The sequence below is a fragment of the Pseudomonas sp. LF-5 genome, assembly GCF_037626295.1.
Lineage (GTDB): Bacteria > Pseudomonadota > Gammaproteobacteria > Pseudomonadales > Pseudomonadaceae > Aquipseudomonas > Aquipseudomonas monsensis.
The window spans coordinates 923,234-946,122 of the sequence record NZ_JARKMT010000001.1 but is presented as its reverse complement, the minus strand read 5'-3'; the positions used below and the strand labels follow the sequence as shown (position 1 = coordinate 946,122).

Annotated in this window: 17 protein-coding genes; 6 read left to right on the top strand and 11 right to left on the bottom strand. The window is 58.8% G+C overall.

Annotation, left to right across the window (positions count from 1 at the left end; translation table 11 throughout):
• Positions 1 to 157 precede the first annotated feature (157 nt).
• The 8 genes from PseuLF5_RS04255 to PseuLF5_RS04220 form a co-directional block, all read right to left on the bottom strand.
• On the bottom strand, positions 158 to 1,630 hold the full coding sequence (locus PseuLF5_RS04255) for a mannitol dehydrogenase family protein (protein WP_340133005.1): 1,473 nt from the start codon (positions 1,628 to 1,630) through the stop codon (positions 158 to 160).
• 16 nt (positions 1,631 to 1,646) lie between these two features.
• Positions 1,647 to 2,750 (bottom strand): ABC transporter ATP-binding protein, encoded by a 1,104-nt coding sequence (locus tag PseuLF5_RS04250; RefSeq protein WP_340133004.1) that lies wholly within the window; start codon positions 2,748 to 2,750, stop codon positions 1,647 to 1,649.
• A 166-nt stretch (positions 2,751 to 2,916) separates the two neighbouring features.
• Positions 2,917 to 3,747 carry a carbohydrate ABC transporter permease gene (locus tag PseuLF5_RS04245; RefSeq protein ID WP_034154211.1) on the bottom strand — a complete coding sequence of 277 codons (831 nt, stop codon included), beginning with the start codon at positions 3,745 to 3,747 and terminating at the stop codon, positions 2,917 to 2,919.
• Positions 3,748 to 3,755: 8 nt separating this feature from the next.
• Complete coding sequence (locus tag PseuLF5_RS04240; RefSeq protein WP_123468499.1) at positions 3,756 to 4,682, bottom strand: carbohydrate ABC transporter permease; 927 nt, start codon at positions 4,680 to 4,682, stop codon at positions 3,756 to 3,758.
• Positions 4,683 to 4,855: 173 nt separating this feature from the next.
• On the bottom strand, positions 4,856 to 6,166 hold the full coding sequence (locus PseuLF5_RS04235; protein ID WP_340133003.1) for an ABC transporter substrate-binding protein: 1,311 nt from the start codon (positions 6,164 to 6,166) through the stop codon (positions 4,856 to 4,858).
• 242 nt (positions 6,167 to 6,408) lie between these two features.
• A complete protein-coding gene (locus PseuLF5_RS04230) occupies positions 6,409 to 7,314 on the bottom strand; it encodes an AraC family transcriptional regulator (protein WP_123468503.1) in 906 nt (301 codons plus the stop codon).
• 88 nt (positions 7,315 to 7,402) lie between these two features.
• Positions 7,403 to 8,254, bottom strand: coding sequence for a phospholipase (locus PseuLF5_RS04225; protein WP_336346922.1), 852 nt, complete (start codon positions 8,252 to 8,254; stop codon positions 7,403 to 7,405).
• A 170-nt stretch (positions 8,255 to 8,424) separates the two neighbouring features.
• The gene (locus tag PseuLF5_RS04220) at positions 8,425 to 9,717 is read right to left on the bottom strand and encodes a glycosyltransferase (protein ID WP_340133002.1); all 1,293 of its coding nucleotides are present in this window, start codon (positions 9,715 to 9,717) and stop codon (positions 8,425 to 8,427) included.
• A gap of 249 nt (positions 9,718 to 9,966) precedes the next feature.
• On the opposite strand from PseuLF5_RS04220, the gene PseuLF5_RS04215 reads away from it, so the two are divergent.
• A complete protein-coding gene (locus PseuLF5_RS04215) occupies positions 9,967 to 12,300 on the top strand; it encodes a hypothetical protein (RefSeq protein ID WP_340133001.1) in 2,334 nt (777 codons plus the stop codon).
• A 77-nt stretch (positions 12,301 to 12,377) separates the two neighbouring features.
• Here the strand turns inward: PseuLF5_RS04215 and PseuLF5_RS04210 are convergent, their stop codons facing one another.
• A complete protein-coding gene (locus PseuLF5_RS04210; RefSeq protein ID WP_123468511.1) occupies positions 12,378 to 12,740 on the bottom strand; it encodes a response regulator in 363 nt (120 codons plus the stop codon).
• Between the two features lie 264 nt (positions 12,741 to 13,004).
• Between PseuLF5_RS04210 and PseuLF5_RS04205 the strand changes: the two genes are divergently transcribed.
• The 5 genes from PseuLF5_RS04205 to PseuLF5_RS04185 are packed head-to-tail and all read left to right on the top strand — an operon-like array spanning position 13,005 to position 19,558.
• Positions 13,005 to 16,505, top strand: coding sequence for a response regulator (locus PseuLF5_RS04205; protein WP_340133000.1), 3,501 nt, complete (start codon positions 13,005 to 13,007; stop codon positions 16,503 to 16,505).
• A complete protein-coding gene (locus tag PseuLF5_RS04200; protein ID WP_123468515.1) occupies positions 16,505 to 17,338 on the top strand; it encodes a CheR family methyltransferase in 834 nt (277 codons plus the stop codon). The genes PseuLF5_RS04205 and PseuLF5_RS04200 overlap by 1 nt, the downstream gene beginning before the upstream one ends.
• Positions 17,335 to 17,928 carry a chemotaxis protein CheB gene (locus PseuLF5_RS04195; protein ID WP_340132999.1) on the top strand — a complete coding sequence of 198 codons (594 nt, stop codon included), beginning with the start codon at positions 17,335 to 17,337 and terminating at the stop codon, positions 17,926 to 17,928. The genes PseuLF5_RS04200 and PseuLF5_RS04195 overlap by 4 nt, the downstream gene beginning before the upstream one ends.
• Positions 17,922 to 19,136: a hybrid sensor histidine kinase/response regulator gene (locus PseuLF5_RS04190; RefSeq protein WP_123468519.1), complete on the top strand. Its 1,215-nt coding sequence runs from the start codon at positions 17,922 to 17,924 to the stop codon at positions 19,134 to 19,136. The genes PseuLF5_RS04195 and PseuLF5_RS04190 overlap by 7 nt, the downstream gene beginning before the upstream one ends.
• 44 nt (positions 19,137 to 19,180) lie before the next feature.
• The gene (locus PseuLF5_RS04185) at positions 19,181 to 19,558 is read left to right on the top strand and encodes a response regulator (RefSeq protein ID WP_103304982.1); all 378 of its coding nucleotides are present in this window, start codon (positions 19,181 to 19,183) and stop codon (positions 19,556 to 19,558) included.
• A gap of 28 nt (positions 19,559 to 19,586) precedes the next feature.
• Here the strand turns inward: PseuLF5_RS04185 and PseuLF5_RS04180 are convergent, their stop codons facing one another.
• Together PseuLF5_RS04180 and PseuLF5_RS04175 are read right to left on the bottom strand one after the other, a co-directional pair.
• The gene (locus tag PseuLF5_RS04180; RefSeq protein ID WP_267794857.1) at positions 19,587 to 21,257 is read right to left on the bottom strand and encodes a response regulator; all 1,671 of its coding nucleotides are present in this window, start codon (positions 21,255 to 21,257) and stop codon (positions 19,587 to 19,589) included.
• Positions 21,254 to 22,756 (bottom strand): ATPase domain-containing protein, encoded by a 1,503-nt coding sequence (locus PseuLF5_RS04175; protein WP_340132998.1) that lies wholly within the window; start codon positions 22,754 to 22,756, stop codon positions 21,254 to 21,256. Before PseuLF5_RS04175 ends, PseuLF5_RS04180 begins: the two co-directional genes overlap by 4 nt.
• Positions 22,757 to 22,889 lie beyond the last annotated feature (133 nt).

The window sequence follows — 22,889 nt, the reverse complement described above, 5'->3', positions numbered from 1 at the left end:
TCAGTGGCTGCTCAAAACCTGAGTTCGACTGCCGACCTCTCAATCAGGTGCTGCTCAGAACCTGAGTTCGACTCCGGACGTTCAGGTCGATGTAACTTGCACAAACCACTCGGTCAGTTCCCTCTCCCTCCGGGAGAGGGCTAGGGTGAGGGGCTTTTCAGGCGAGTATCCGTTCCAGCGTCCGCGTCACACCGTCCTCGCGCAAACTGTTGCAGCACCACTCAAACGCCGCGACAAACTCCGCCGAACGCGGTATCGCCGTGCCGAAAATTTCCTCAACCGCCAACAACCGCTGAGTCATTAAAGCATCGTCCGCCACCAACGCCTGACAGAACGCCGCGCGCGGATCCGGGATCGAATAGGTATCACCATTCTCATCCACACCCTTCAAATACAACGCCCACGCCGCCACCACCAACGCCGCACGCTTAGTCTCCTGCCCATCGGCAATCAACCGGTTGATGGTCGGAATGGTGAACTTGGGAAACTTCGACGAACCGTCCGAACACACTCGCTCCAACTGATCGGCAATCGCCTGATTGGAGAACCGCGCCACCAGCGTGTCCTTGTACTCGCTCAAATCGATCCCCGGCACCGGCGCCAGTTGCGGGGTGACGTCGAGGTCCATATAGGCGCGCATGTAACGTACGAACAGCGGGTCGTTCATGGTTTCGTGCACAAACCGATAACCCTTCAAAAAACCCAGATACGTCAGCGCCAAGTGGCTGCCGTTGAGCAACTTGATTTTCATCTCTTCGTAAGGCGAAACATCGTCGGTGAACTGCACGCCGACCTTTTCCCACGCCGGGCGACCGTTGACGAATTTATCCTCCAGCACCCACTGCACAAACGGCTCGCAGACCACCGGCCAGGCATCATCCACCCCGTGTCTGTCGGCCAGTTGCAGGCGGTGCGCGGTGCTGGTCATCGGCGTGATGCGGTCGACCATGGCGTTGGGGAAACTGACGTTTTGTTCGATCCAGTCGCGCAGCCCTGTGTCACGCAGGGTGGCGAAAGCCAGTAGCGCCTTACGGGTCACCGCGCCGTTGTGCGGCAGGTTATCGCAGGACATGATCGTGAACGCCGGCGTGCCTGCGCCACGGCGTTTTTCCAGCGCTGCGCAGAGGAAGCCGAACACCGTGGTCGGTGCGCTCGGGTGCGCCAGATCGTGCTGAATCTGCGGCAGGTGCGCCATGAATTCGCCGTTGCTGTCGTCGATGCAATAACCGCCCTCGGTGATGGTCAGCGAGACGATGCGAATCTGCGGGTCGGCGAGTTTGTCGATCAGCGCCTGGGCTCCGTCTTCGGCCAGCAGCATGTCGCGGATCGCGCCGATCACTCGCACTTCGGTATCGTCGCTGTCGCCGAGTTCGAACAGGGTGAACAGGTAGTCCTGCTCCTTGAGATCGTCGCGGGCGCGGCGGTCGTCGGCGCGCAGGCCGACTCCGCAAATGGCCCAATCCAGCGCTTCGCCAGTGTTCATCAGTGCATCGGTGTAATACGCCTGATGCGCGCGGTGGAAGCCGCCGACGCCAATGTGCGCGATGCCCTGGCGAGTGTCGCTGAGGCGGTAGGCGGGCAGCTTCACTTCGGCCGCGAGGCGGTGCAGGTTGTGTTTATTCAGTTTCATCGGGCAAGTCTCGAAATCAGGCTGCAGCGCGCAGCGGACGGGTCAACGCCACGCCTTCGGCATCGAATAAATGGCAGTGGGCCGGGTCCAGGTGCAGGCTCAGTTGTTCGCCGTAGCGGCTGGCCAGATCCCCGCGTACCCGCATTGTCAGCGCTTCGCCGGCCTGTGTGGTGACGTGGCAGAAGGTGTCGCTGCCCAGGCGTTCGCTGACGTCGGCGGTGACTTGCAAGGTGCAGTCGCCCGGTTGTGCGGGCTCCAGATGTTCCGGGCGAATGCCCAGGGTCACCGCGCTGCCGACGCTCAGGCTGGCGGCGTTGAATGGCAAGGTGATGCGCGTACCGGCATCCAGCGAGACCTCGCAGGTCTGGCTGTCGACGCGGGCGATCTTGCCCTTGAGGAAGCCCATTTTCGGCGTGCCGAGAAAACCGGCGACGAACAGGTTGGCCGGGTTGTGATAAAGATCCAGCGGCGAGCCGACCTGTTCGATCCTGCCGCCATTGAGCACCACGACTTTGTCGGCCATGGTCATCGCTTCGACCTGGTCGTGGGTCACGTAGATCATGGTCGCCTGCAGGTCCTTGTGCAGGCGCAGCAGCTCCAGACGCATCTGCACCCGCAGGGCGGCGTCGAGGTTGGACAGCGGTTCGTCGAACAGGAAGATTTTCGGATTGCGCACGATGGCGCGGCCAATCGCGACACGTTGCCGCTGGCCGCCCGAGAGCTGTTTAGGCTTGCGTTCCAGCATCGGCCCGAGTTCGAGAATCCGCGCTGCCTCGCCGACTTTCTTCTCGACTTCGGCCTTCGGCACACCGGCCAGATCGAGGGCGAACGACATGTTTTTCTTCACGGTCATGTGCGGGTAGAGCGCGTAGGTCTGGAACACCATCGCCAGGTCGCGCTTGGCCGGGCTGACTTCGGTGATGTCGCGGCCATCGAGTTCGATGGTGCCGCCGCTGACCTCTTCAAGGCCGGCGACCAGCCGCAGCAAGGTGGATTTACCGCAACCGGACGGGCCGACGAAGACCACGAATTCCTTGTCGTTCACTTCCAGGTCGATGCCCTTGATGATGGAGAAACCTTCGAAGCCTTTTTGCAGATTCTTGATTTTCAGGTTGGCCATGATGGTGGGCCTCCGCAATGTTGTTATTCGTATGAGCCTTGCAGGCTTTTCTGTAGGCCTTCGCCTGCTCGCGATGGGACCGTGTCAGCCGACAGCGCCGCTGAATGACACTTCGCTATCGCGAGCTGGCGAAGGCCTACAGGGGATTGTGTTGAGTTGGTGAGATTCATTTCACGGCGCCGAACGACAGGCCGCGCACCAGTTGTTTCTGGCTGATCCAGCCGAAGATCAGGATCGGCGCACACGCCAGAGTCGACACCGCCGACAACTTGGCCCAGAACAAGCCTTCAGGACTTGAGTACGAGGCGATCAGCGCGGTCAGTGGCGCGGCTTTCGACGAGGTCAGGTTCAGCGACCAGAAGGCCTCGTTCCAGCACAGGATCAGTGACAGCAGCACGGTCGAGGCGAGGCCGCCCTTGGCGATCGGCAGCAGCACGCGGACCATCTCCTGCCACAGCGTGGCGCCGTCAAGGCGCGCGGCTTCGAGGATGTCCTTGGGGATGTCTTTGAAGTAGGTGTAAACCATCCAGACCACGATCGGCAGGTTGATCAGGGTGTAGATCACGATCAGCGCGATGCGCGTGTCGAGCAGGCCGAAACTCTTGGCCAGCAGATAGATCGGCATCAGCACGCCCACCGGCGGCAGCATTTTCGTTGAGAGCATCCACAGCAGCGTGCCTTTGGTGCGCTGGGTTTCGTAGAACGCCATCGAGTACGCCGCCGGCACCGCGATCAGCAGGCACAGGGCCGTGGCGCTGAAGGAGATCACCACCGAGTTCCAGGCGAAACTGAAGTAATCGCTGCGCTCATTGATGTGCAGGTAATTTTCCAGCGTCGGCGTGAAGATGAACTGCGGCGGCGTGGCGAACGCGTCGATTTCGGTCTTGAAACTGGTCATCACCATCCAGAAGATCGGGAAGAAGATCACGATCGCGATGGCCCAGGCCAGGGTGCCGAGCAGCAGGCTTTGCAGCCGGCGGGATTGTTGAAGAGTCATGGCGGGCCTCAGGCTTTGTCAGTCAGGTTTTTGCCGATCATCCGCACCAGAATGATCGCGGCGATGTTGGCGATGACCACGGCAATCAAACCGCCCGCCGACGCCATGCCGACGTCGAACTGCACCAGCGCCTGGTTGTAGATCAGGTAGGCGAGGTTGGTCGAGGCGTAGCCGGGGCCGCCGTTGGTGGTGGTGAAAATCTCGGCGAACACCGACAGCAGGAAGATCGTTTCGATCATCACCACCACGGCAATCGGCCGCGCCAGGTGCGGCAGAGTCAGGTGCCAGAAGATCGCGACAGGTCCGGCGCCGTCGAGGCGTGCGGCTTCCTTCTGTTCCTGGTCGAGGGACTGCATGGCGGTCATCAGGATCAGGATCGCGAAGGGCAGCCATTGCCACGAGACAATGATGATGATCGACAGCAGCGGATAGTGCGCCAGCCAGTCCACCGGCTCGGCGCCGAACAGCCGCCAGACGTACGCGAGGATTCCCGAGACCGGATGGAAAATCAGGTTCTTCCAGATCAGCGCGCCTACGGTGGGCATGATGAAGAACGGCGAAATCAGCATGACCCGCACGATGCCGCGGCCGAGAAATTCGCTGGCCTCCAGCAGGGCACTGATCAATACACCGAACACCACGCTGATCAGCAGCACGCTGCCGACCAGCAACAGGGTGTTGGTGGCGCCGGGCAGGAAGCCCGAGTCGGTGAGGAAGTAGCTGAAGTTTTCCAGCCCGATGAATTCGTTCACCCCCGGATCGAGCAGGTTGTAGCGAATCACCGAGAAGTAAAGGGTCATGCCCAGCGGCACGATCATCCACAGCAGCAATAGGGCCACCGACGGGCTGACCAGAAACCAGCCGGGATTGGCCACACGGTTTTTACGCTGGGGTTGCGACAGATCGAGGTGGGCTTTGGCAGTTGAAGTATTCATGGTGATCACAACCGTTTGGGTGCAGATACATGTTCAGGAAAGACAACCTTCCTGACATCGACGCGAACCCTGTGGGAGCGGGCTTGCCCACGATGGCGATTGAGCAGTCGACATCAATGTTGAAGGTGCCGGCCCCATCGCTGGCAAGCCAGCTCCCACAGGTTAAGTGACGGTTACTTGGGATAACCGGCGCGCTTCATCTCGCGTTCGGTGGTTTGCTGTGCGGCGGCCAGGGCCTGGTCCACCGTGGTCTGGCCGATCAGCGCCGCCGAGAACAGCTTGCCGACTTGAGTGCCCACGCCCTGGAATTCAGGAATGGTCACCAGTTGAATGCCGATGTAAGGCACCGGTTTCAGCGTCGGTTTGCTCGGATCCGCCGCTTTCAGCGATTCCAGCGTGACCTTGGCGAACGGCGCCGCGCTCATGTAGGCGTCGCTGTACGTCGAGGCCCGGGTGCCCGGCGGTACGTTGGCGATGCCGTCGGTCTTGGCCACCAGTTCACCGTACTCTTTGGATGTGGCCCAGGCGCTGAACGCTTTCGCGGCGTCCTTGGCCTTGGAGCTGGTCGGAATCGCCAGCGCCCACGAGTACAGCCACGCCGAACCTTTGTCGGTGACTTGATGGGGCGCGAAGGTGAAGCCGACGTGGTCGGCGACCTTGCTCTGGGTCTTGTCGGTGACGAACGAGCCGGCGACGCTGGCGTCGACCCAGATCGCGCATTTACCGCTGTTGAACAGCGCCAGGTTTTCGTTGAAACCGTTGCTCGAAGCGCCCGGCGGGCCGGATGTCTTCATGGTGTCGACGTAGAAATTCAGCGCGTTTTTCCATTCCGGACCGTTGAATTCGGGTTGCCATTTCTCATCGAACCAGCGCGCGCCATAGGCGTTGGCCACCGTGGTGATCAACGCCATGTTCTCGCCCCAGCCGGCCTTGCCGCGCAGGCAGATGCCGTACTGCTCTTTATCTTTGTGGGTGAGTTTTTCGGCGAAGCCGGCGATCTGTTCCCAGGTCGGACGCTCGGGCATGGTCAGGCCGGCCTCCTTGAACAGGTCGGTACGGTAATAGGTGATCGAGCTTTCGGCGTAGAACGGCAGGGCGTACAGCGAGCCTTTGACCGAGAGGCCTTCGCGCACCGACGGGAACACATCGTCGAGGGCATAACTGGCCGGCAGATCTTTCATCGGTTCCAGCCAGCCTTTGGCGCCCCACAGTGCAGCTTCGTACATGCCGATGGTCAATACATCGAACTGTCCGCCTTGGGTAGCGATGTCGGTGGTCAGGCGTTGGCGCAGGACGTTTTCTTCCAGCACCACCCAATTGAGCTTGATGTCCGGATGCTCGGTCTCGAAGTTTTTCGAGAGCTTCTGCATGCGAATCATGTCGCTGTTGTTGACGGTGGCGATGGTCAGGGTCTGGGCGCCAAGGCTGACGCTGCTTAGGGTCATGCAGGTGAGGGCAAGCAGAGCTTTTGCAGTGGGTTGCATCGTGCACTCCTTTTCTGCGCCCGGAGACGGCAGAAGGACAGTTATTGTTTTTGTGTCTTCCGAATGCAGGAAGAATGTGCACTGATTACAGCGTTCATTCGTCGGGCTGACAAATCATCCGTAGCACTTGAACCGATACTTTTTTGCACTCGCGATTGCGGGCGAGAACCCAGGGAGGGGTTATCCAGTCAGTACAGGTCTTCGACTCTGAATAGTTCAAGACCTGCGGGAGAATTGTGTTGTCAGCCGTGGTTTTGTTCAGTCAGACGCTGCACCGCGAGGCGCCGATAATGCGAGGGCGTCATGCCCTTGAGCTGCTGAAAACGCCGGTTGAAGTTGGAGATGTTGTTGAACCCCGACTCGAAACACACTTCGGTCACCGGTTTGTCGCCGTCGGCCAGTAATTCGCAGGACTTGCTGATGCGCAGGCGATTGACGAACTCGATGAAGTTGCGGCCGGTGGCTTGTTTGAACACGCGGCTGAAGTAGGTGGGTTTCATGCCCAGGTGCTCGGCCACTTCTTCCAGCGGCAGTTCCCGGGCGTAGTGGGCGAAGATGTAATCCACCGCGCGGTTGGTGCGGTCGATATTGTGTTCGTCGGCCAGTTGCGGAGTGGTGGCGCCGGACAGCAGTTGATAGTCGTCACTGGCCGCCAGCAATTCCATCAGGATGAAGAAGTGCCCAAGACGGGTGATGCCTCCTGAGTCGGCGATCCGTTGCATCAACGTCATGGCCTGGCGAATTGTGCGTTTGTTGCGAAATTCGATGCCGTACTGCGCGCGCTCCAGTAGCGGAGCCAGTGTCTTGAGCTCGGCGAACACGTGGTGTCCGCTGTCGAACAGCTCATCGGTGAAGTTGACCAGCATGTCGCGTTTCTCGACCACTTCGCCTTCCTCCACCTGGCTGATCCAGTTGTGCGGCAGGTTGGGGCCGGTGAGAAACAGCGTTTCAGGAAAAAAGTTGCCGATGTAGTCGCCGATGAACACCTTGCCGGAACTGGCGACGATCAAGTGAAGTTCGTACTCCTTGTGAAAGTGCCAGCGCACTAACGGGCAAGGAAAACCATGCTGACGGTAGATGATGGACAACCCGTTGTGGTCATCCATCAACTCGTAGGAGGGGTCGGTCACGCGGGCGGTTCGGGTCATGACAAGGCACTTTTTTTGTTATCGCCCCTTGATCATGCCTCGTTTGGCGTGTGGGTTGCCAGCGTTGAGACGCGCTGGTCCGGTTGCCTTACCCCGCCATCAGACTCATATAGGACGCGGGCCTGCCCAAGGCCTTTTTCAGGTTCACTGCCCGGCAGTACGCGACAATCCGGCTTTCCTCGATGAAGTCGACATTGATGATGTTGCAATTAATGGCCCAATCGCTGGTTTGCGGATCAAACCAGCGGTCGAGTTCACGGTGAATGTCCACCGGCCCACCCAGAGCACTGTAACTGGTGGCGGACAGCGACCACGGTCTCCAGGTCCCGGGCGGGCTTTTCATCACTTCGCTGATGTAGTGCTGCAGCTCATCGCTATGGGTGATGCCATTGCCGCTCCACTTGTGCATGACCTGTTCGAGAAACACGCTTCGATTCACTTCTCTGGGCAACGGCGCTGCGACCAGTACCCGTTGCTGCGTACTGATGCGTTTCAGTTGCCCCAGACTGAGGTGTTGGTTATGCGCAGGAATAATGCGATCGCCCAGCAGGTGAATGACCATGTCGTGAAAGTAGACTAAGTTGAACCCTTCGCCTTCCAGTTGGTGAAAGTCGATGAGAATGAACTCGTCCGGGTTGCGATCGAGGAAATTTCTGGTGTCGGTCAGCAGGTCGCCCAATGTTCTTGAATTGAGAAAACCGTTGTGTTGGGCTCGGAACTTCCCAAGCCCCACACCCTTGGGATCCCAACTCAAGCGGATATCAAGCGCACGCGCACCGTTATGCAACTGGGCATAAAAAGAATCGTGCTGACACGCCAGCCAGTGGCGGGGTGGTCCGAAAAAAGGGTACGAGGCCTGCCAGTCACTCCCGGCATTGTGAGTGCCGGGGAGTGTTAGTTCCAGCAGCGATAAAGAGTCGATCTGCGGTGTCGCCGCCATCCAGTTATTCGGCGAAAAGTTGAATACTTGATTGTTCAATTGTTTGCTTCCTGCATGTTTTAGTGATTTTGCGCCAATGCTGAAGTTGTGCATGGCGCAGGCAGGAAGTTCTAAAGTAAAGTTTGCAGCTTGGCTATATTGTGTTTGATGCCAAGTATGTTTTTTGCGCTTTATTTATTTTTGTTCTTCGCTTCAATCCATTGCGACATATATTGTGTGCTTTTGTGCGAGTGATGCCGCAGCATACTGCCGATGAAGTTCTGTGCTCGCAGAGTTTGCAGGTTCTGTTGGCAATAACGCAGTTTTTCAATCAGCGCCGGACCATGGATGGCGCGTTGGTAGCGCTCACCGAGCAAGGTGTTGCCTGTCTGTTGGGCTGCCTGCCAAAGCGCCTCGTCGGCATACAGCGCAACAGCCCGGGTGGCGAACTCGCGGGCACTGTGTGTGATCGCACCGGGCCAGGGCGCATCGCCGTGCATGCCTTCAGCGCCAATCGGCGTGGTCACGCTGGGCGTACCGCACATCATGGCGTCGAGCAATTTGCCTTTGATACCCGCGCCAAAACGCAGAGGAGCCAGGCACACCCGCGCCGCGGCCATCACCTGCAACGCATCTTCGGCCCGGTTCAGCACATGAAAACCCTGCGCGGCGTTATGCAGGGCTGTGGCTTTGGGCGGCGTGTAAGCACCGTAAATGTGTAACTGCGCATCCGGCAATTGCTGACGAATCAGCGGCCAGACTGTGGATTTCATCCAGAGCACCGCGTCCCAGTTGGGTGCGTGCCGGAAGTTGCCAATGCTCAGAAAGTGCGCGCGATCGGCAAATGCCCGCGGCGGGGCGCTCGGCGAATCAACCATCAGCGGGCACTCATGCAGCAAATGCCGTGGCAAGCCGAATTGCTCGACCAGCAAGGCGATTTCCACGGCGGAGATCATCAGGTTCAGGTCGCAGCGGTACAGCGCGGCGATTTCGCGTTTGGCCAGATCGCTGTCGGCCATGGACAGGAACTCTTCGTGCAGTGCCGGTGCAAACAGGTCGCTGAAGTCATCCTGATCACTGTTGTTTTTCAGACGATCCTTGAGACGCTGATGGCGAGCATGACGCAGGCTTTGCAGATCGGACGTCTCCAGCACGCGCAGGGCGTTCGGGCAATGTTGTTCAACACGCCAGCCGAACTGTTCCTCCATCATGAACTGGTCGAACAACACGATATCCGGCGCCAGTTCGCTGATGAAGGTATCGAAGCTGCTGTTGTTGAGCTCGATCGGCACTTCGCGAATGCCCAGCGCTGCCAGATCCGCCATGTGCTCGCCGGGGCTTGCCGGACTGCTGAAGGTGACTTCCCAGCCTTGTTGCAAGAACGTTTCTAGGATCTGCATGACGTGCCCGCTGGCCGCCGAAGAGCGCGGTTCCGGCCAGACGTAACCGATGACCAGGACTTTGGTGGCAGTGGGGTGAGTCATGAAACATGTTCCTTCGCAGCAGTAGGGGGCATATAAATGGGCGCAATTAAACCACAGGCGCGAAGGCTGGATGCAGCGATTCGCCACGCGGATTAATAAAAGTCCATAGTTGATGGGTTGTGGCTGAAGCAAAGAATGCTAATAACTATTGTCTTTATGAAAGCGAAGAAGGGTTGTTAGTTTTGCGTTTACCGACAGTAGTGAAAAAAATGCATCCTGCATTTTAATACTGTGCGCATGAGATTAATGATGAGTAAGTATTTGCCAGGAATTCATGAGGATTTCGAAGATTCGTTGTCGTGGCTGCTGGACCCATTGGCGGAACTGGAAGAAGTTGCACTATCCCTGAATCCCCGAACAGCCCGCCTGACGGCGCCTCAAGATGATGTTTTTGACGGTGTAAATACCAGGGAATTGGCGGAAAGTGTCTGGAAAGGCTGCGCGATCATCACGGATCCCGTGGGTTTTGATCCGGCCAGCTTTATTCGGGATTGCATTGATGAAACAGTGCTGAAGATTGTGCAAGACGAGAAGCTGCGCGAAACAATTCAGTTTGACTCCGAGTTAGCGGTTAAATATTACGATCTTGACTCGCCCCAACGCAGTGATTCGCTCAAAGGGGAGAAAAAACCGATTGTCTGGAAAGAGAAGACGTTTACCCTGGCAGAAATCTGCACGGACTATCACTTGCGTCAGTTGAAACCCTTTTACGGGGTCGAGGTTCAATGGCCCGCCGAGTATCCGCAAGCGCTGGTTGACAGTTTCAGTGACGCGGACTACCAGACTGACTTCAAACACTACGTCAGCGATAACCTGAGTAACCCTGCAGTGGCGGCCTTCGCTCGCCTGCTGAAAAAAGCCGAGTTGAACAAGTTGGTCGTGGAGTTCATCAAAAGCGACAAGCGCTCTGCTGACGATCAACTTATTGCTTTCCATTACCTCAAAGGCTTGATTGCGCCACGCGTCATCAATCTGCACAGCGATCCTGATCTGAAGGTCGACAATGCCGTATTTATTGGCCACAGCAATCTTGGGCGCGGTGTGGTGTTCTTCCTGGGCGAAGACAGTGCTGCCTACGAATTTCCCGCCGGCCACGACGCCCGCGGAGCGTTTGTAGAAAACAACAGCGACTTTCAGAAACACCTGTTGAAACGGATTCCCTTGCGCGATCAGCAAAAGCCCCATGTACGTGATTTCAAATATCGAGGCCTGGAGTTTCCTGTTTTTGTCACCCGACCCAATTATCGGGAACTGGTCTTTCAATCCCGCCCGGATATCGGCCAGGCGTTGTTCGATCGTCAGGTCGACAGGGCGCTGGCAGACATCGACACGCTGGTTTCAACTCAGGCTGAGCGTCTCACCGATATCGCCCTGGAAGCCGCAGGGTATCTTCTGCAGTGCATCGCGTTTGCGGCCTCTTTGCCGTACGGCGGAACAGGCGCGCTGGCTTCCGCGCCGATTCGTATGCTGATTCCCTTTCTGTTGGGGCTTGGGGCCTCTGCAACGGATCTGGTGCGTGCCGGGATATCGGATGACCCGTCCGAGGCCGAGCGGTTGAGAATCAACGCAGCCATCGGCGTGCTGGCTGAACTGGCCGGCCCCATCGCTGAGAAAATACTCGGCAAAGCCCTGTCAGCCCTGGCCAAAAAAGACATCAGCCGGCGGGTGCTTCAGGCGCTCAAGAACAGTAATCGACCTTCAGTGTTGCGCCGATCGGCAACCCGGCTTCGCCAGCAACTGGCGAGCACCACCGGCAAGCAAATACCCGAGGCAGGCAAAGGTTTGCTGGTTGCCGGGTATTTGCAGGAGCTGGCCGGCGGGCCGAACGTGGCACAGACACTAGCGACGAATACCCAACTTGTGCGTCTTTCCGGCCCGGAAAAAGGCTATGTCTATCAGGGCTTCGTGTTCCGGGGAGACATGCGCGACCCGGCGATTATTTTCGAGAAGGGTTTCACTCAGCGCGCGCCGATCAGGCACCTCGATGAAATCAACGGTTTAAAGGGCGGTTACGGTGGTGCACATGACGCGCTCAGTCCCGATGGCGCAGGTATCTCCACCTCCGCCTTTTATAAGAAGGATGGGGCTGGCGCCTTCGTTTATGGCGGGCAAAAGGGCGGCCATACCTATTTCATTGATGCACGGCAGCTGGAAGGTTTTCATCTGTATGCCAATACCGAATTGGCCTTTCGTCCCGATTCCGGCTTGAAGACCCTGCCACCGCTGGAGATCAATTATGGCGTCGATCTGCCTCCCGCCTTGATTCTGGGAGCCTACGACTCACGCGGAAGGTTCATACCCAACCCGAAAGCGATCAATCGTGCCATCGCGGCAAGTGACATCAATCCGTTGAAGGGGGGCGGGCGCGAGGTCGGTAACAAGCTCCGCCAGCCGCTGGGGGCAGATGACCTGTTCTCCGATCTCGACTTTGGCAACGAAGCGGTCAGTGCCGAGGAGGCCATTGTGCCGGCGGTGCAGCCTGATACCACACCAGCTCGACCTGAAGCAGGCAAGGTCACCAGCGATGACATCACTGCGTTCAGAGAGCGGCAAAAAGCGAAGCGCGATCGAGCGAATCAATAAAGGCTGGATTAACCGGAGGGCGGGTTCCCTCTGGTTATTCCGGGGCGCTGTGCATGACTGCAATGGCCGGCGGGGTTTCAGTTTTCCAGAATGCTGGTGACCTTGTCCCGCAACTGGTCAATCGAAAAGGGCTTGCCAATCACGTGCATGTCGGCGGGCACGTCGATGCTTTCGGCGTAGCCGCTGGCAAACAGAATAGGCAGGTCAGGGCGCAGGAGACGGGCGTGAGTCGCCAGTTCGCGGCCATCCATCACCGGCAGGCCGACATCCGTCATCATCAGATCAATGCGCAGGGCCGGATCCTTGAGCGTCTCGAGGGCCTGCTCGCTGCCATCGGCCTCAAGTACTTTGAATCCCAGCTCCTCCAGCACATCAACGATCAACATGCGCACGATGTTGTCATCTTCTACAACAAGGATGATGGGCGGGGTGTCGGACATAATCAGGGCTCTCAAAGGTAAAATTCAGGGGCGCCGGTCGATCAAAAGTGCCGGGCTCTTGCATGAGTAAGTGGCGCATGGCCACAAGTTCCCGCACGGATACAAAAAAGAATCGCGAGACACCTGACGGCAAGGATAACCGTTGACCGCCGGGTCAGCGCGGGCAAAAGCGGGAAATCACTGCTAAAACGGTGAGAAAAATGGAACCACTGTGCCGTTTTGGGGCAAACTCTCTGGTTTTCAACAGTTCGACAAGGCTGCCCCATGTCCTCTCCGTCTTCGGTTGATGAACAACGGTTTCGTAAACTCCTGAGTCGCAACATCAGCCTGCCCTTGGGCGTCGGCCTGGTCAGTGCCGTGTTCTTCGTCTCGCTGATCACTTATCTGCTGTCGGTCATCCAGTGGGTCGAGCACACCGATCGGGTGATCAATAACGCCAACGAAGCGGTGAAACTCACCGTGGATCTGGAAACCGGCATGCGCGGATTCCTGCTCAGCGGCGACGAGCATTTCCTCGACCCGTACGAGACCGCCAAGCCACGAATCAATGTGGCGCTCAACACCTTGCTTGAGCTGACCGCCGATAATCCGGTGCAAACCGATCGTCTGCGCCGTCTGCAGGCGTTGCAGGTCGAGTGGGCCAACTACGCGCAAACGATGATCGATCTGCAGCGTTCCAGCGGCGATTACCGCGGCGCGGTCAAGGCGGGGCGGGGCAAACGGCTGACGGACGAGATTCGCAAGCAATTCGAAGACGTGATTGACACCGAGCAGATGCTGCGCACCACGCGCAATGAGGACGTGCGCCGGACCACGATCTGGAGCATCAGCCTGTACCTGTTGTTTATCGCCGGTATCAGTGGCTTGCTGGCCTACATCGGCCGCCGCGATCTGGTCAATCTGTCGACCAACTACAGCGCCAACCTGGCCGCCCAGCAAGCCAGTGCCGCACGTTTGGAGCAACAGGCCTGGCTGCGTAACGGTCAGACTGAACTCGCCGAGCAAGTGCTGGGCCAACTCACGCTCAATCTGTTGGGTCGCAATATTCTGCAATTCTGCGCGCAATACCTCGGTACGGCCGTGGCCGCGCTGTATGTGCGTGAAGAACACGGCGGCCTCAAGCGCGTGGCGACTTACGGTTTCTCCCGCGAGCAAGAGGAGAAGGACCAGTCGATCAACAATGACGAAGGCATCGTTGGTCAGGTGGCCCGCCATGCGCGGTTGATTCGCCTTGATTCGGTGCCGTCCGATTACTTCAAGGTCAGCTCCGGTCTGGGTGAAGGCCTGCCGCACAGCGTACTGGTCGTGCCGACCAGCGATGATGACCGGGTCAACGGCGTGATCGAACTGGGCTTCCTGCGCCCGCTGAACGATCGCGATATCGAACTGCTGGAACTGATCGCCGGCAACATTGGCACGTCCATCGAAGCGGCACGCTATCGCCAGCGCTTGCAGGAAGTCCTCGCCGAAACCCAGCAGCTCAACGAAGAGTTGCAGGTGCAGCAGGAAGAACTGAAAACCGCCAACGAAGAGCTGGAAGAACAGTCGCGGATTCTCAAGGAATCCCAGGCGCATCTGGAAACCCAGCAGATCGAGCTGGAGCAGACCAACGAACAGCTGGCCGAGCAGGCGCAAACCCTGGCCGAACAGCGCGACGCGATGGATCTGAAGAACACCGAACTCAATCAGGCCCAGGTGCAGCTCGAAGAGCGCGCCGAAGAACTGCAGCGCTCGAGCAAGTACAAGTCCGAGTTCCTCGCCAACATGTCCCACGAACTGCGCACACCGCTGAACAGTTCGCTGATTCTGGCCAAGCTGCTGGCGGAAAACCCGCAGGACAACCTCACTGCCGAGCAGGTGAAATTTGCCGAATCGATTTACTCGGCCGGTAACGATCTGCTGAACCTGATCAACGACATTCTCGACATTTCCAAGGTCGAGGCGGGGAAACTGGAAGTGATTCCGGAGAACACCAGTGTCGCGCGTCTGGCAGACAGCCTGCGCAACGTGTTCGAACCGCTGGCGGGGGACAAGCGCCTGACCTTCAGCGTTGACTTGCAACCGGACGCGCCGGTGACCCTGTTCACTGATCGCCAGCGTCTGGAGCAAGTGATCAAGAATCTGCTGTCCAACGCCGTGAAGTTCACCGAAGCGGGCGCGGTCAGCCTGACCATCACTGGCCAGCCCGATAATCGTGTCGCATTCATCGTGCGCGATTCGGGTATCGGCATTGCCGCCGATCAGCAGGAAAGCATTTTCGAAGCGTTCCGGCAGGCCGATGGCACGACCAACCGCAAATACGGCGGCACTGGCCTGGGGCTGTCGATCTCGCGGGATCTGGCCACGCTGCTGGGCGGCTCGATCAGTGTCAGCAGTGCCCCGGGGCAGGGCAGTGTGTTCACCCTGGTGCTGCCGCAGCAGTACAGCGAGTCAGCCAGAATCCCGAGCACACCGATGGCCTATACACCGCCGCCGTTGCCGACCCCGGTGGTCAGCGCGCCGGTCGTACCTGCGGCATCGCCGATGGCTCCGGTGCACATTCCACGGTTTGCCGATGATCGCGACAAGGCGCCGTTCACCACCCGCTGCATTCTGGTGGTGGAGGACGAGCCGAATTTCGCCCATATCCTCTACGACCTGGCGCATGAACTGGGTTATCAGTGCCTGGTCGCCCACGGTGCGGACGAGGGTTATAACCTGGCGAGCGAGTTCGTCCCGGATGCAATCCTGCTCGACATGCGTCTGCCGGACCATTCCGGCCTGACCGTGTTGCAGCGCCTGAAAGAGCATCCCGGCACCCGGCACATTCCGGTGCACGTGATCTCGGTCGAGGACCGCGTCGAAGCGGCGATGCACATGGGCGCCATCGGTTATGCGGTCAAACCGACCACTCGCGAAGAACTCAAGGACGTGTTTGCCCGTCTCGAAGCCAAGCTGACGCAGAAGGTCAAGCGCGTGCTGCTGGTCGAGGATGACGACCTGCAGCGCGAAAGCATTGCGCGCCTGATCGGCGATGAAGACATCGAAATCACTGCCGTGGGCCTGGCCCAGGACGCTCTCGAGCTGTTGCGCACAACGATCTACGACTGCATGGTCATCGACCTGAAGTTGCCGGATATGCTCGGCAACGAGTTGCTCAAGCGTATGTCCACCGAAGATATCTGCTCGTTCCCGCCGGTGATTGTCTACACCGGGCGCAACCTGACGCGCGATGAAGAAGCCGATCTGCGCAAGTATTCGCGCTCGATCATCATAAAGGGCGCACGCTCGCCTGAGCGTTTGCTGGATGAGGTCACACTCTTTCTGCACAAAGTCGAATCGCAGTTGTCCCATGAAAGGCAGAAGATGCTCAAGACTGCGCGCAGCCGCGACAAGGTCTTCGAAGGTCGCAAAGTGCTGCTGGTGGACGACGATGTGCGCAACATTTTCGCCCTGACCAGTGCGCTGGAACACAAGGGCGCAGTCGTGGTGATCGGTCGTAACGGCCGTGAGGCGATTGAAAAACTCAATGAAGTCGAGGACATCGACCTGGTGCTGATGGACGTGATGATGCCGGAAATGGATGGTTTTGAAGCCACCACGGAAATCCGCAAGGATCCGCGCTGGCGCAAACTGCCGATCATCGCGGTAACGGCCAAGGCCATGAAGGATGATCAGGAGCGCTGCCTGCAGGCGGGCGCCAATGATTACCTGGCCAAGCCCATCGACCTGGATCGCCTGTTCTCGCTGATTCGCGTGTGGTTACCGAAAATGGAACGCATTTAGTGGAACGCAGTAGCTCCGTTGAACGAAACAGCGAAATTGAATTGCGCTTGCTGATCGAGGCTATCTACCTCAAGTACAGCTACGATTTTCGCGATTACTCCGGCGCCTCGATCAAGCGCCGGGTACAACACGCGTTGACCCAGTTCGAATGCGCAACCATTTCGGCGCTGCAGGAAAAGGTCCTGCACGATCCGACCGCGTTCATGCAGTTGTTGCAGTTGCTGACGATTCCGGTCAGCGAGATGTTCCGCGATCCGTCGCACTTCCTCGCCATTCGCAAGGAAGTGGTGCCGTTGCTGCGCACCTATCCGTCGATCAAGATCTGGATCGCCGGGTGCAGCACGGGCGAGGAGGTCTATTCGATGGCGATCCTGCTGCGCGAGGAAGGCTTGCTCGATCGCACGATCATTTATGCCACCGACATCAATCCGCGCTCGCTGGAAAAGGCCAAGCAGGGGATTTTCTCGATGGAGAACGTCCGGGCGTACACCGCCAACTACCAGCAGGCCGGCGGCCAGAGCTCGTTTTCCGACTACTACACGGCTGCTTATGGCTATGCGATTTTCGACAAAAGCCTGTGCGAAAACGTGACGTTTGCCGACCACAGTCTGGCGACCGACAGCGTGTTCTCGGAAACCCAATTGATTTCCTGCCGTAACGTGCTGATCTATTTCAACAAGAAACTGCAGGACCGCGCTTTCGGGCTGTTCCATGAATCGCTTTGCCATCGCGGTTTCCTGGTGCTGGGCAGCAAAGAGACGCTGGATTTTTCCAGCTATGCCAATCAGTTCGAGCCACTGGTGAAGCAAGAACGGATCTACCGCAAATCATGAACGAGACCGTGGATTTGCCTCGCGTCGAGGCGATTGTGGTCGGGGCTTCCGCCGGTGGCGTCGAAGCGTTGCTGTCGCTGCTCGGGCCGCTGCGCCGGGGCTACGCGCTGCCGATCATTGTCGTCCTGCACTTGCCGGAAGAACGTCGCAGCCTGTTGGCCGAAGTTTTCTCCCGGCGGTTGGAGATGCCGGTGCACGAGGCCGTCGACAAACAGGACATTGCCGCCGGCACCGTTTATTTCGCGACGCCGGGCTATCACCTGTCCGTGGAGAAAGATCGCAGCCTGTCGTTGAGCCTTGAAGATCGCGTGCATCATTCGCGGCCGTCGATTGACTACCTGTTCGAATCGGCCGCCGACGTCTACGGTCCCGCGCTGGCCGCTGTTCTTCTGACCGGCGCCAATCACGATGGCGCGCGCGGCCTGGCGCAAGTCAAACACCGTGGCGGTCTGACCATTGTCCAGGATCCCGAAGAGGCGCAAGTCGCCACCATGCCCCGGGCTGCGCTGAAACTGCAGCAGCCGGACCATGTCCTACCCATTCACGGCATCGGCCGTCTGCTTGTCGAGCTGGAACGAATCGCATGCTGAGTAATATCCAAGCCAAACTGCTGATCGTCGACGATCTGCCGGAAAACCTTCTGGCGCTCGAAGCGCTGATCAAGCGCGAAGACCGCAGCGTGTACAAGGCGCTGTCAGCGGACGAGGCATTGTCGCTGTTGTTGCAGCACGAATTCGCCATGGCCATCCTCGACGTGCAAATGCCGGGCATGAACGGCTTTGAACTCGCCGAGTTGATGCGCGGCACCGAGAAAACCAAAAACATTCCGATCATCTTCGTCAGCGCTGCCGGCCGTGAACTGAACTACGCGTTCAAGGGCTACGAGAGCGGGGCGGTGGACTTCTTGCACAAACCGCTGGATATCCACGCGGTAAAGAGCAAGGTCAACGTCTTCGTCGACCTCTACCGCCAGAGCAAGGCCATGAAGCAACAGGTCGAAGCCTTGGAGCAGGCGCGCCGTGAGCAGGAAGCGCTGCTGCAACAACTGCAGAGCACTCAGCTGGAACTGGAGCAGGCGGTGCGCATGCGCGACGACTTCATGTCCATCGTCGCCCACGAAGTACGCACGCCACTCAACGGCCTGATCCTGGAAACCCAGTTGCGCAAGATGCACCTGGCGCGGGACAACGCCGCCGCGTTCACCCTCGACAAGATGCACGCAATGGTCGACCGCGACGAGCGCCAGATCAAAAGCCTGATTCGCCTGATCGAAGACATGCTCGATGTCTCGCGCATCCGTACCGGCAAACTGTCGATCCGGCCGAACCGTTTCGATCTGTCGCAGTTGGTGGCCAACCTGCTGCAGAACTTTGCCCAACAAATGGAGGCGGCGGAAACCGAAGTGATTTTCACCGCGCCGGCGCCGGTGGAAGGTCACTGGGACGAGTTCCGTATCGAGCAGGTGGTGTCCAACCTGCTGACCAATGCCCTGCGTTACGGCGGCCGAAGCCCGATCCAGGTGCGCGTTTACCGTGAAGGCGATGAGGCGCGGGTCGAGGTTCAGGACCGCGGCATCGGCATCAGTGCCGAGAATCAGAAACGTATTTTCCAACAGTTCGAACGGGTCTCCGCCAAGACGGTAGTGGCCGGCCTCGGGCTGGGTCTGTTCATTTCCGAGCAGATCGTCGCCGCCCATGGCGGTTCCATCGTCGTCGAGAGTGAAATCAACGAAGGCGCCCTGTTTCGCGTTTGTCTGCCAATCCAGGAAAACGGCAAATCCGACGCAACCTCTGAGTGACCGCACGGTCGTATCAGCAGCTATTGACCGAACAAAGGCTTCCCATGAGCGTAGATGCACAAGATGTAGTACTCGTCGTCGAGGACGAACCGGTTATCTTGATGATCCTGACGGATTACTTGTCGGGGCAGGGGTATCGCGTATTGCAGGCCGAAAACGGCGAGCAGGCGTTCGAAATTCTTGCGAGCAAACCGCATCTGGACATGTTGATCACCGATTTTCGCCTGCCTGGCGGCATTTCCGGCGTGCAGATCGCCGAACCCGCCGTGAAGCTGCGACCCGATCTCAAAGTGATCTTTATCAGCGGTTACCCGCAGGAAATCCGCGAGACCGGCAGCCCGATCACGCGCAAGGCGCCGATTCTGGAAAAGCCCTTCGATCTGGACGTATTACAGGAAAAGATCCAGGAACTGCTCGCCTGACCCCATCAGCGCCCTCTACAGGCGCTGTTCAGGTATTGATCATCTCGCGCACCTTGGCGGTGAGCAGATCGAAGGTGAAAGGCTTGGTGATCATCTGCATCCCGGAGTCGAGGAACCCGCCGCGCACGGCCGCATGCTCGGCATACCCGGTAATGAACAAGACCTTGAGACCCGGACGGTACTGCCGTCCGACCTCTGCCAGTTGCCGGCCATTCATGCCCGGCAGGCCGACATCACTGATCAGCAGGTCGATGCGCTGGGTTGAGTTGAGGATCGGTACCGCGCCATCGGCATCGCTGGCCTCGACGAAGGCATAACCCAGTTCACTGAGTACCGCGCTGACCAGCAAGCGCACGGCCGGGTCGTCTTCGACGATCAGCACGGTTTCACCATGCAGTGCCTCGGGCGCCTGATGAGCGATGTCTTCGGAGCGCGAGAGTTCTTCACCGCGAAAGCGCGGCAGATAGAGTTTGACGGTGGTGCCCTGATCAATTTCGCTGTCGATCGAGACGTGACCACGCGATTGTTTGCTGAAACCGTAGATCATCGACAGACCCAGGCCGGTGCCCTGACCGATGGGCTTGGTGGTGAAAAACGGGTCGAACGCCCGACTGATCACACTCTGTGGCATGCCGCTGCCATTGTCGGTAACGCTGAGCATCACGTAATCGCCGGGCTCCAGGTTGTCGTAGGCCTCGGTGAGTTCGCGGTCCAGGACCTGATTGCTGGTCTCGACCACCAGTTTGCCGCCCTCGGGCATCGCGTCGCGGGCATTGAGCACAAGGTTGAGCAGAGCGCTTTCCAGTTGATTCGGATCCGCCTCGGCTACCCACAGCCGGTCATTCAGACGCATGTCCAGCTGGATGCTTTCGTTGAGGCTGCGTTGCAGCAGTTCGCCCATCGACTCCACCAGTGCGTTCATTTGCACGGCTTTGGAGTCGAGCGACTGCCGGCGGGAAAATGCCAACAGACGGTGGGTCAGGCCCGCCGCGCGGTTGGCCGAGGTGACGCCCAGGTCGATCAGGCTGTCGAGGTCATCCGTACGCCCACGGGCCAGACGCCGACGCAGCAGTTCGAGACTGCCGATGATCCCGGTGAGCATATTGTTGAAGTCGTGGGCGATACCGCCGGTGAGCTGGCCGACCGCTTCCATTTTCTGCGACTGCCGCAAGGCTTCTTCGTTGTGCCGCAGTTGCGCGGTGCGTTCCTCGACTTGTTGTTCGAGAGTCTCCAGCGTCGATTGCAGGCGCCGTTCACTTTCACTCAGGTCGATCAGTCGGTCACGTGCCTCGTACTGTCGTCGGCGTCCGCGCAGGGCGGCCGAGACCATACTGACCAGCGTCGCCGGATGAAACGGCCGTTCAAGGAACGTGACGTTACCCAGTTGATCACTCAGGCGCGAAGACGGGCCCTGTTCCTGGCCGCCATGATGGGTCAGCAGCACGATCGGCATGTCCGACCATGCCGGTTGCTGTTCAAGGTAATCAAATAACGCCTCAAGATCCGGACCACGCAACGCTTCGGCGGCGATCAACAGCAGCCCGGCGCCGGGCTCCAGTTGCTCGCATAACGCGCCCAGATCCGGTGTGATATGGCCGCCGAAGCCCGCTTCGTTGAGGATCATCAGGGCAACCTGGCTGTCGCGACCCATGGGCGCCAGGATTAGCGCGCGTTCGGCCAGCGGTACCGACACCGTCACAATATTTCTTCCTGCAGCAGCGGGTTGCTCGCGCCAAGATAGGTGGGCACTCCGCGCAGCACGCCCTGGAAGGCATCAAGCGGTTCGCCGATGGTCATGCCCTGAGAGGAAATCCGGTATTCGCGAATGGTCGACTCATGGCTGCCGGTACGTTTCTTGATGATGGAAATCGCCCGGCGGACTTTGCCGATGGCTTCGAAGTAGCGCAGCAGGATCACCGTGTCGGCCAGGTAAGTGATGTCGACCGGGGCCTGCATGTCGCCCACCAGGCCATGCTGGGCAACAGTCATGAAGGTCGCTGCACCCTTGCGGTTCAGGTACAGCAACAACTCGTGCATGTGCAGCACCAGCGCGTTCTCTTCGGGCATGGCGGCCTGATAGCCGTTGATACTGTCGATCACCACGGTTTTGATGTCGCGCTCATCGACGCAACGCCGCACCCGGTGCGAAAACTCGCCCGGTGACAGCTCGGCGGCATCGACTTGCTCGATCAGCAGATTACCGGTGGCCTGCAGGGCCTTGAGGTCGATGCCGATATTGCGCATGCGCTCGAACAGCAGGCCCAGCTCTTCATCAAAAATGAACAGGGCTGCTTTCTCGCCCCGGCCCACGGCCGCTGCGGCGAAGATCATCGAGATCAGCGATTTACCAGTACCGGCCGGGCCGAGGATCAAGGTGCTGGAGCCGGCTTCGACACCACCACCGAGCAAGGAATCCATCTCCTTGATGCCGCTGGTCAATTGCAGGCGCGGGTAATCACTTCGATGTTCAGCGGCCACCAGGCGCGGGAAGACATGCACGCCGTCGCCCATGATGGTGAAGTCATGGAAGCCCCCACGGTATTTTTGCCCGCGATACTTGATCACCCGGATGCGTCGACGTTCGGCGCCGTAGTTGGGTGTCAGTTCTTCAAGGCGAATCACACCGTGGGCCACGCTGTGCACGGTTTTGTCGAGGGATTCGGTGGTCAGGTCGTCGAGCAGCAGAACGGTGGCGTCGTAGCGCACGAAGTAGTGCTTGATCGCCAGAATCTGTCGGCGGTAGCGCAAGGAGCTTTGCGCCAGCAGGCGAATTTCCGACAGACTGTCGAGCACCACGCGAGTCGGTTTGAAACGCTCGACCACTTCGAAAATCTGCTTGGTCGCTTCGCCCAGTTCCAGGTCTGAGGAGTACAGCAGACTCTGTTGATGCTCGGCATTGAGCAGGCTTTCCGGCGGCGTCAGCTCGAAGATTTCGATGTTCTCATTGAGCTCCCAGCCGTGGGACAGCGCACCCTGGCGCAGCTCACGCTCGGTTTCCGACAGCGTGATGTACAAACAGCGTTCGCCAGCGCTGGCGCCGGCCAGGAGAAAATGCAAAGCGACGGTGGTTTTGCCGGTTCCGGGTTCACCTTCGAGCAAAAACACATGTCCGCGAGACAGGCCACCGGCCAGGATGTCATCCAGACCCTCGATGCCGGTAGCGGCTTTTGCACTGATCAACGCGTTAGATGTAGACAAAAAATGCCCTCTCATGACTAGGGGAGGCGAGGCGCTTTCTTGAAAGCGGTCGCCTGAAATACTTGACCCTCGTCAGGGATGGCAGTTCCGATTTTTATTTCGAGAGCCTTGAGGATGTGTGCTGAAATCCCCG

Excerpts from the sequence above, each read along its gene's own strand:
- PseuLF5_RS04255 (WP_340133005.1), bottom strand. The coding sequence starts at position 1,630 with ATGAAACTGAATAAACACAACCTGCACCGCCTCGCGGCCGAAGTGAAG.
- PseuLF5_RS04250 (WP_340133004.1), bottom strand. The coding sequence starts at position 2,750 with ATGGCCAACCTGAAAATCAAGAATCTGCAAAAAGGCTTCGAAGGTTTC.
- PseuLF5_RS04245 (WP_034154211.1), bottom strand. The coding sequence starts at position 3,747 with ATGACTCTTCAACAATCCCGCCGGCTGCAAAGCCTGCTGCTCGGCACC.
- PseuLF5_RS04240 (WP_123468499.1), bottom strand. The coding sequence starts at position 4,682 with ATGAATACTTCAACTGCCAAAGCCCACCTCGATCTGTCGCAACCCCAG.
- PseuLF5_RS04235 (WP_340133003.1), bottom strand. The coding sequence starts at position 6,166 with ATGCAACCCACTGCAAAAGCTCTGCTTGCCCTCACCTGCATGACCCTA.
- PseuLF5_RS04230 (WP_123468503.1), bottom strand. The coding sequence starts at position 7,314 with ATGACCCGAACCGCCCGCGTGACCGACCCCTCCTACGAGTTGATGGAT.
- PseuLF5_RS04225 (WP_336346922.1), bottom strand. The coding sequence starts at position 8,254 with ATGGCGGCGACACCGCAGATCGACTCTTTATCGCTGCTGGAACTAACA.
- PseuLF5_RS04220 (WP_340133002.1), bottom strand. The coding sequence starts at position 9,717 with ATGACTCACCCCACTGCCACCAAAGTCCTGGTCATCGGTTACGTCTGG.
- PseuLF5_RS04215 (WP_340133001.1), top strand. The coding sequence starts at position 9,967 with ATGAGTAAGTATTTGCCAGGAATTCATGAGGATTTCGAAGATTCGTTG.
- PseuLF5_RS04210 (WP_123468511.1), bottom strand. The coding sequence starts at position 12,740 with ATGTCCGACACCCCGCCCATCATCCTTGTTGTAGAAGATGACAACATC.
- PseuLF5_RS04205 (WP_340133000.1), top strand. The coding sequence starts at position 13,005 with ATGTCCTCTCCGTCTTCGGTTGATGAACAACGGTTTCGTAAACTCCTG.
- PseuLF5_RS04195 (WP_340132999.1), top strand. The coding sequence starts at position 17,335 with ATGAACGAGACCGTGGATTTGCCTCGCGTCGAGGCGATTGTGGTCGGG.
- PseuLF5_RS04190 (WP_123468519.1), top strand. The coding sequence starts at position 17,922 with ATGCTGAGTAATATCCAAGCCAAACTGCTGATCGTCGACGATCTGCCG.
- PseuLF5_RS04185 (WP_103304982.1), top strand. The coding sequence starts at position 19,181 with ATGAGCGTAGATGCACAAGATGTAGTACTCGTCGTCGAGGACGAACCG.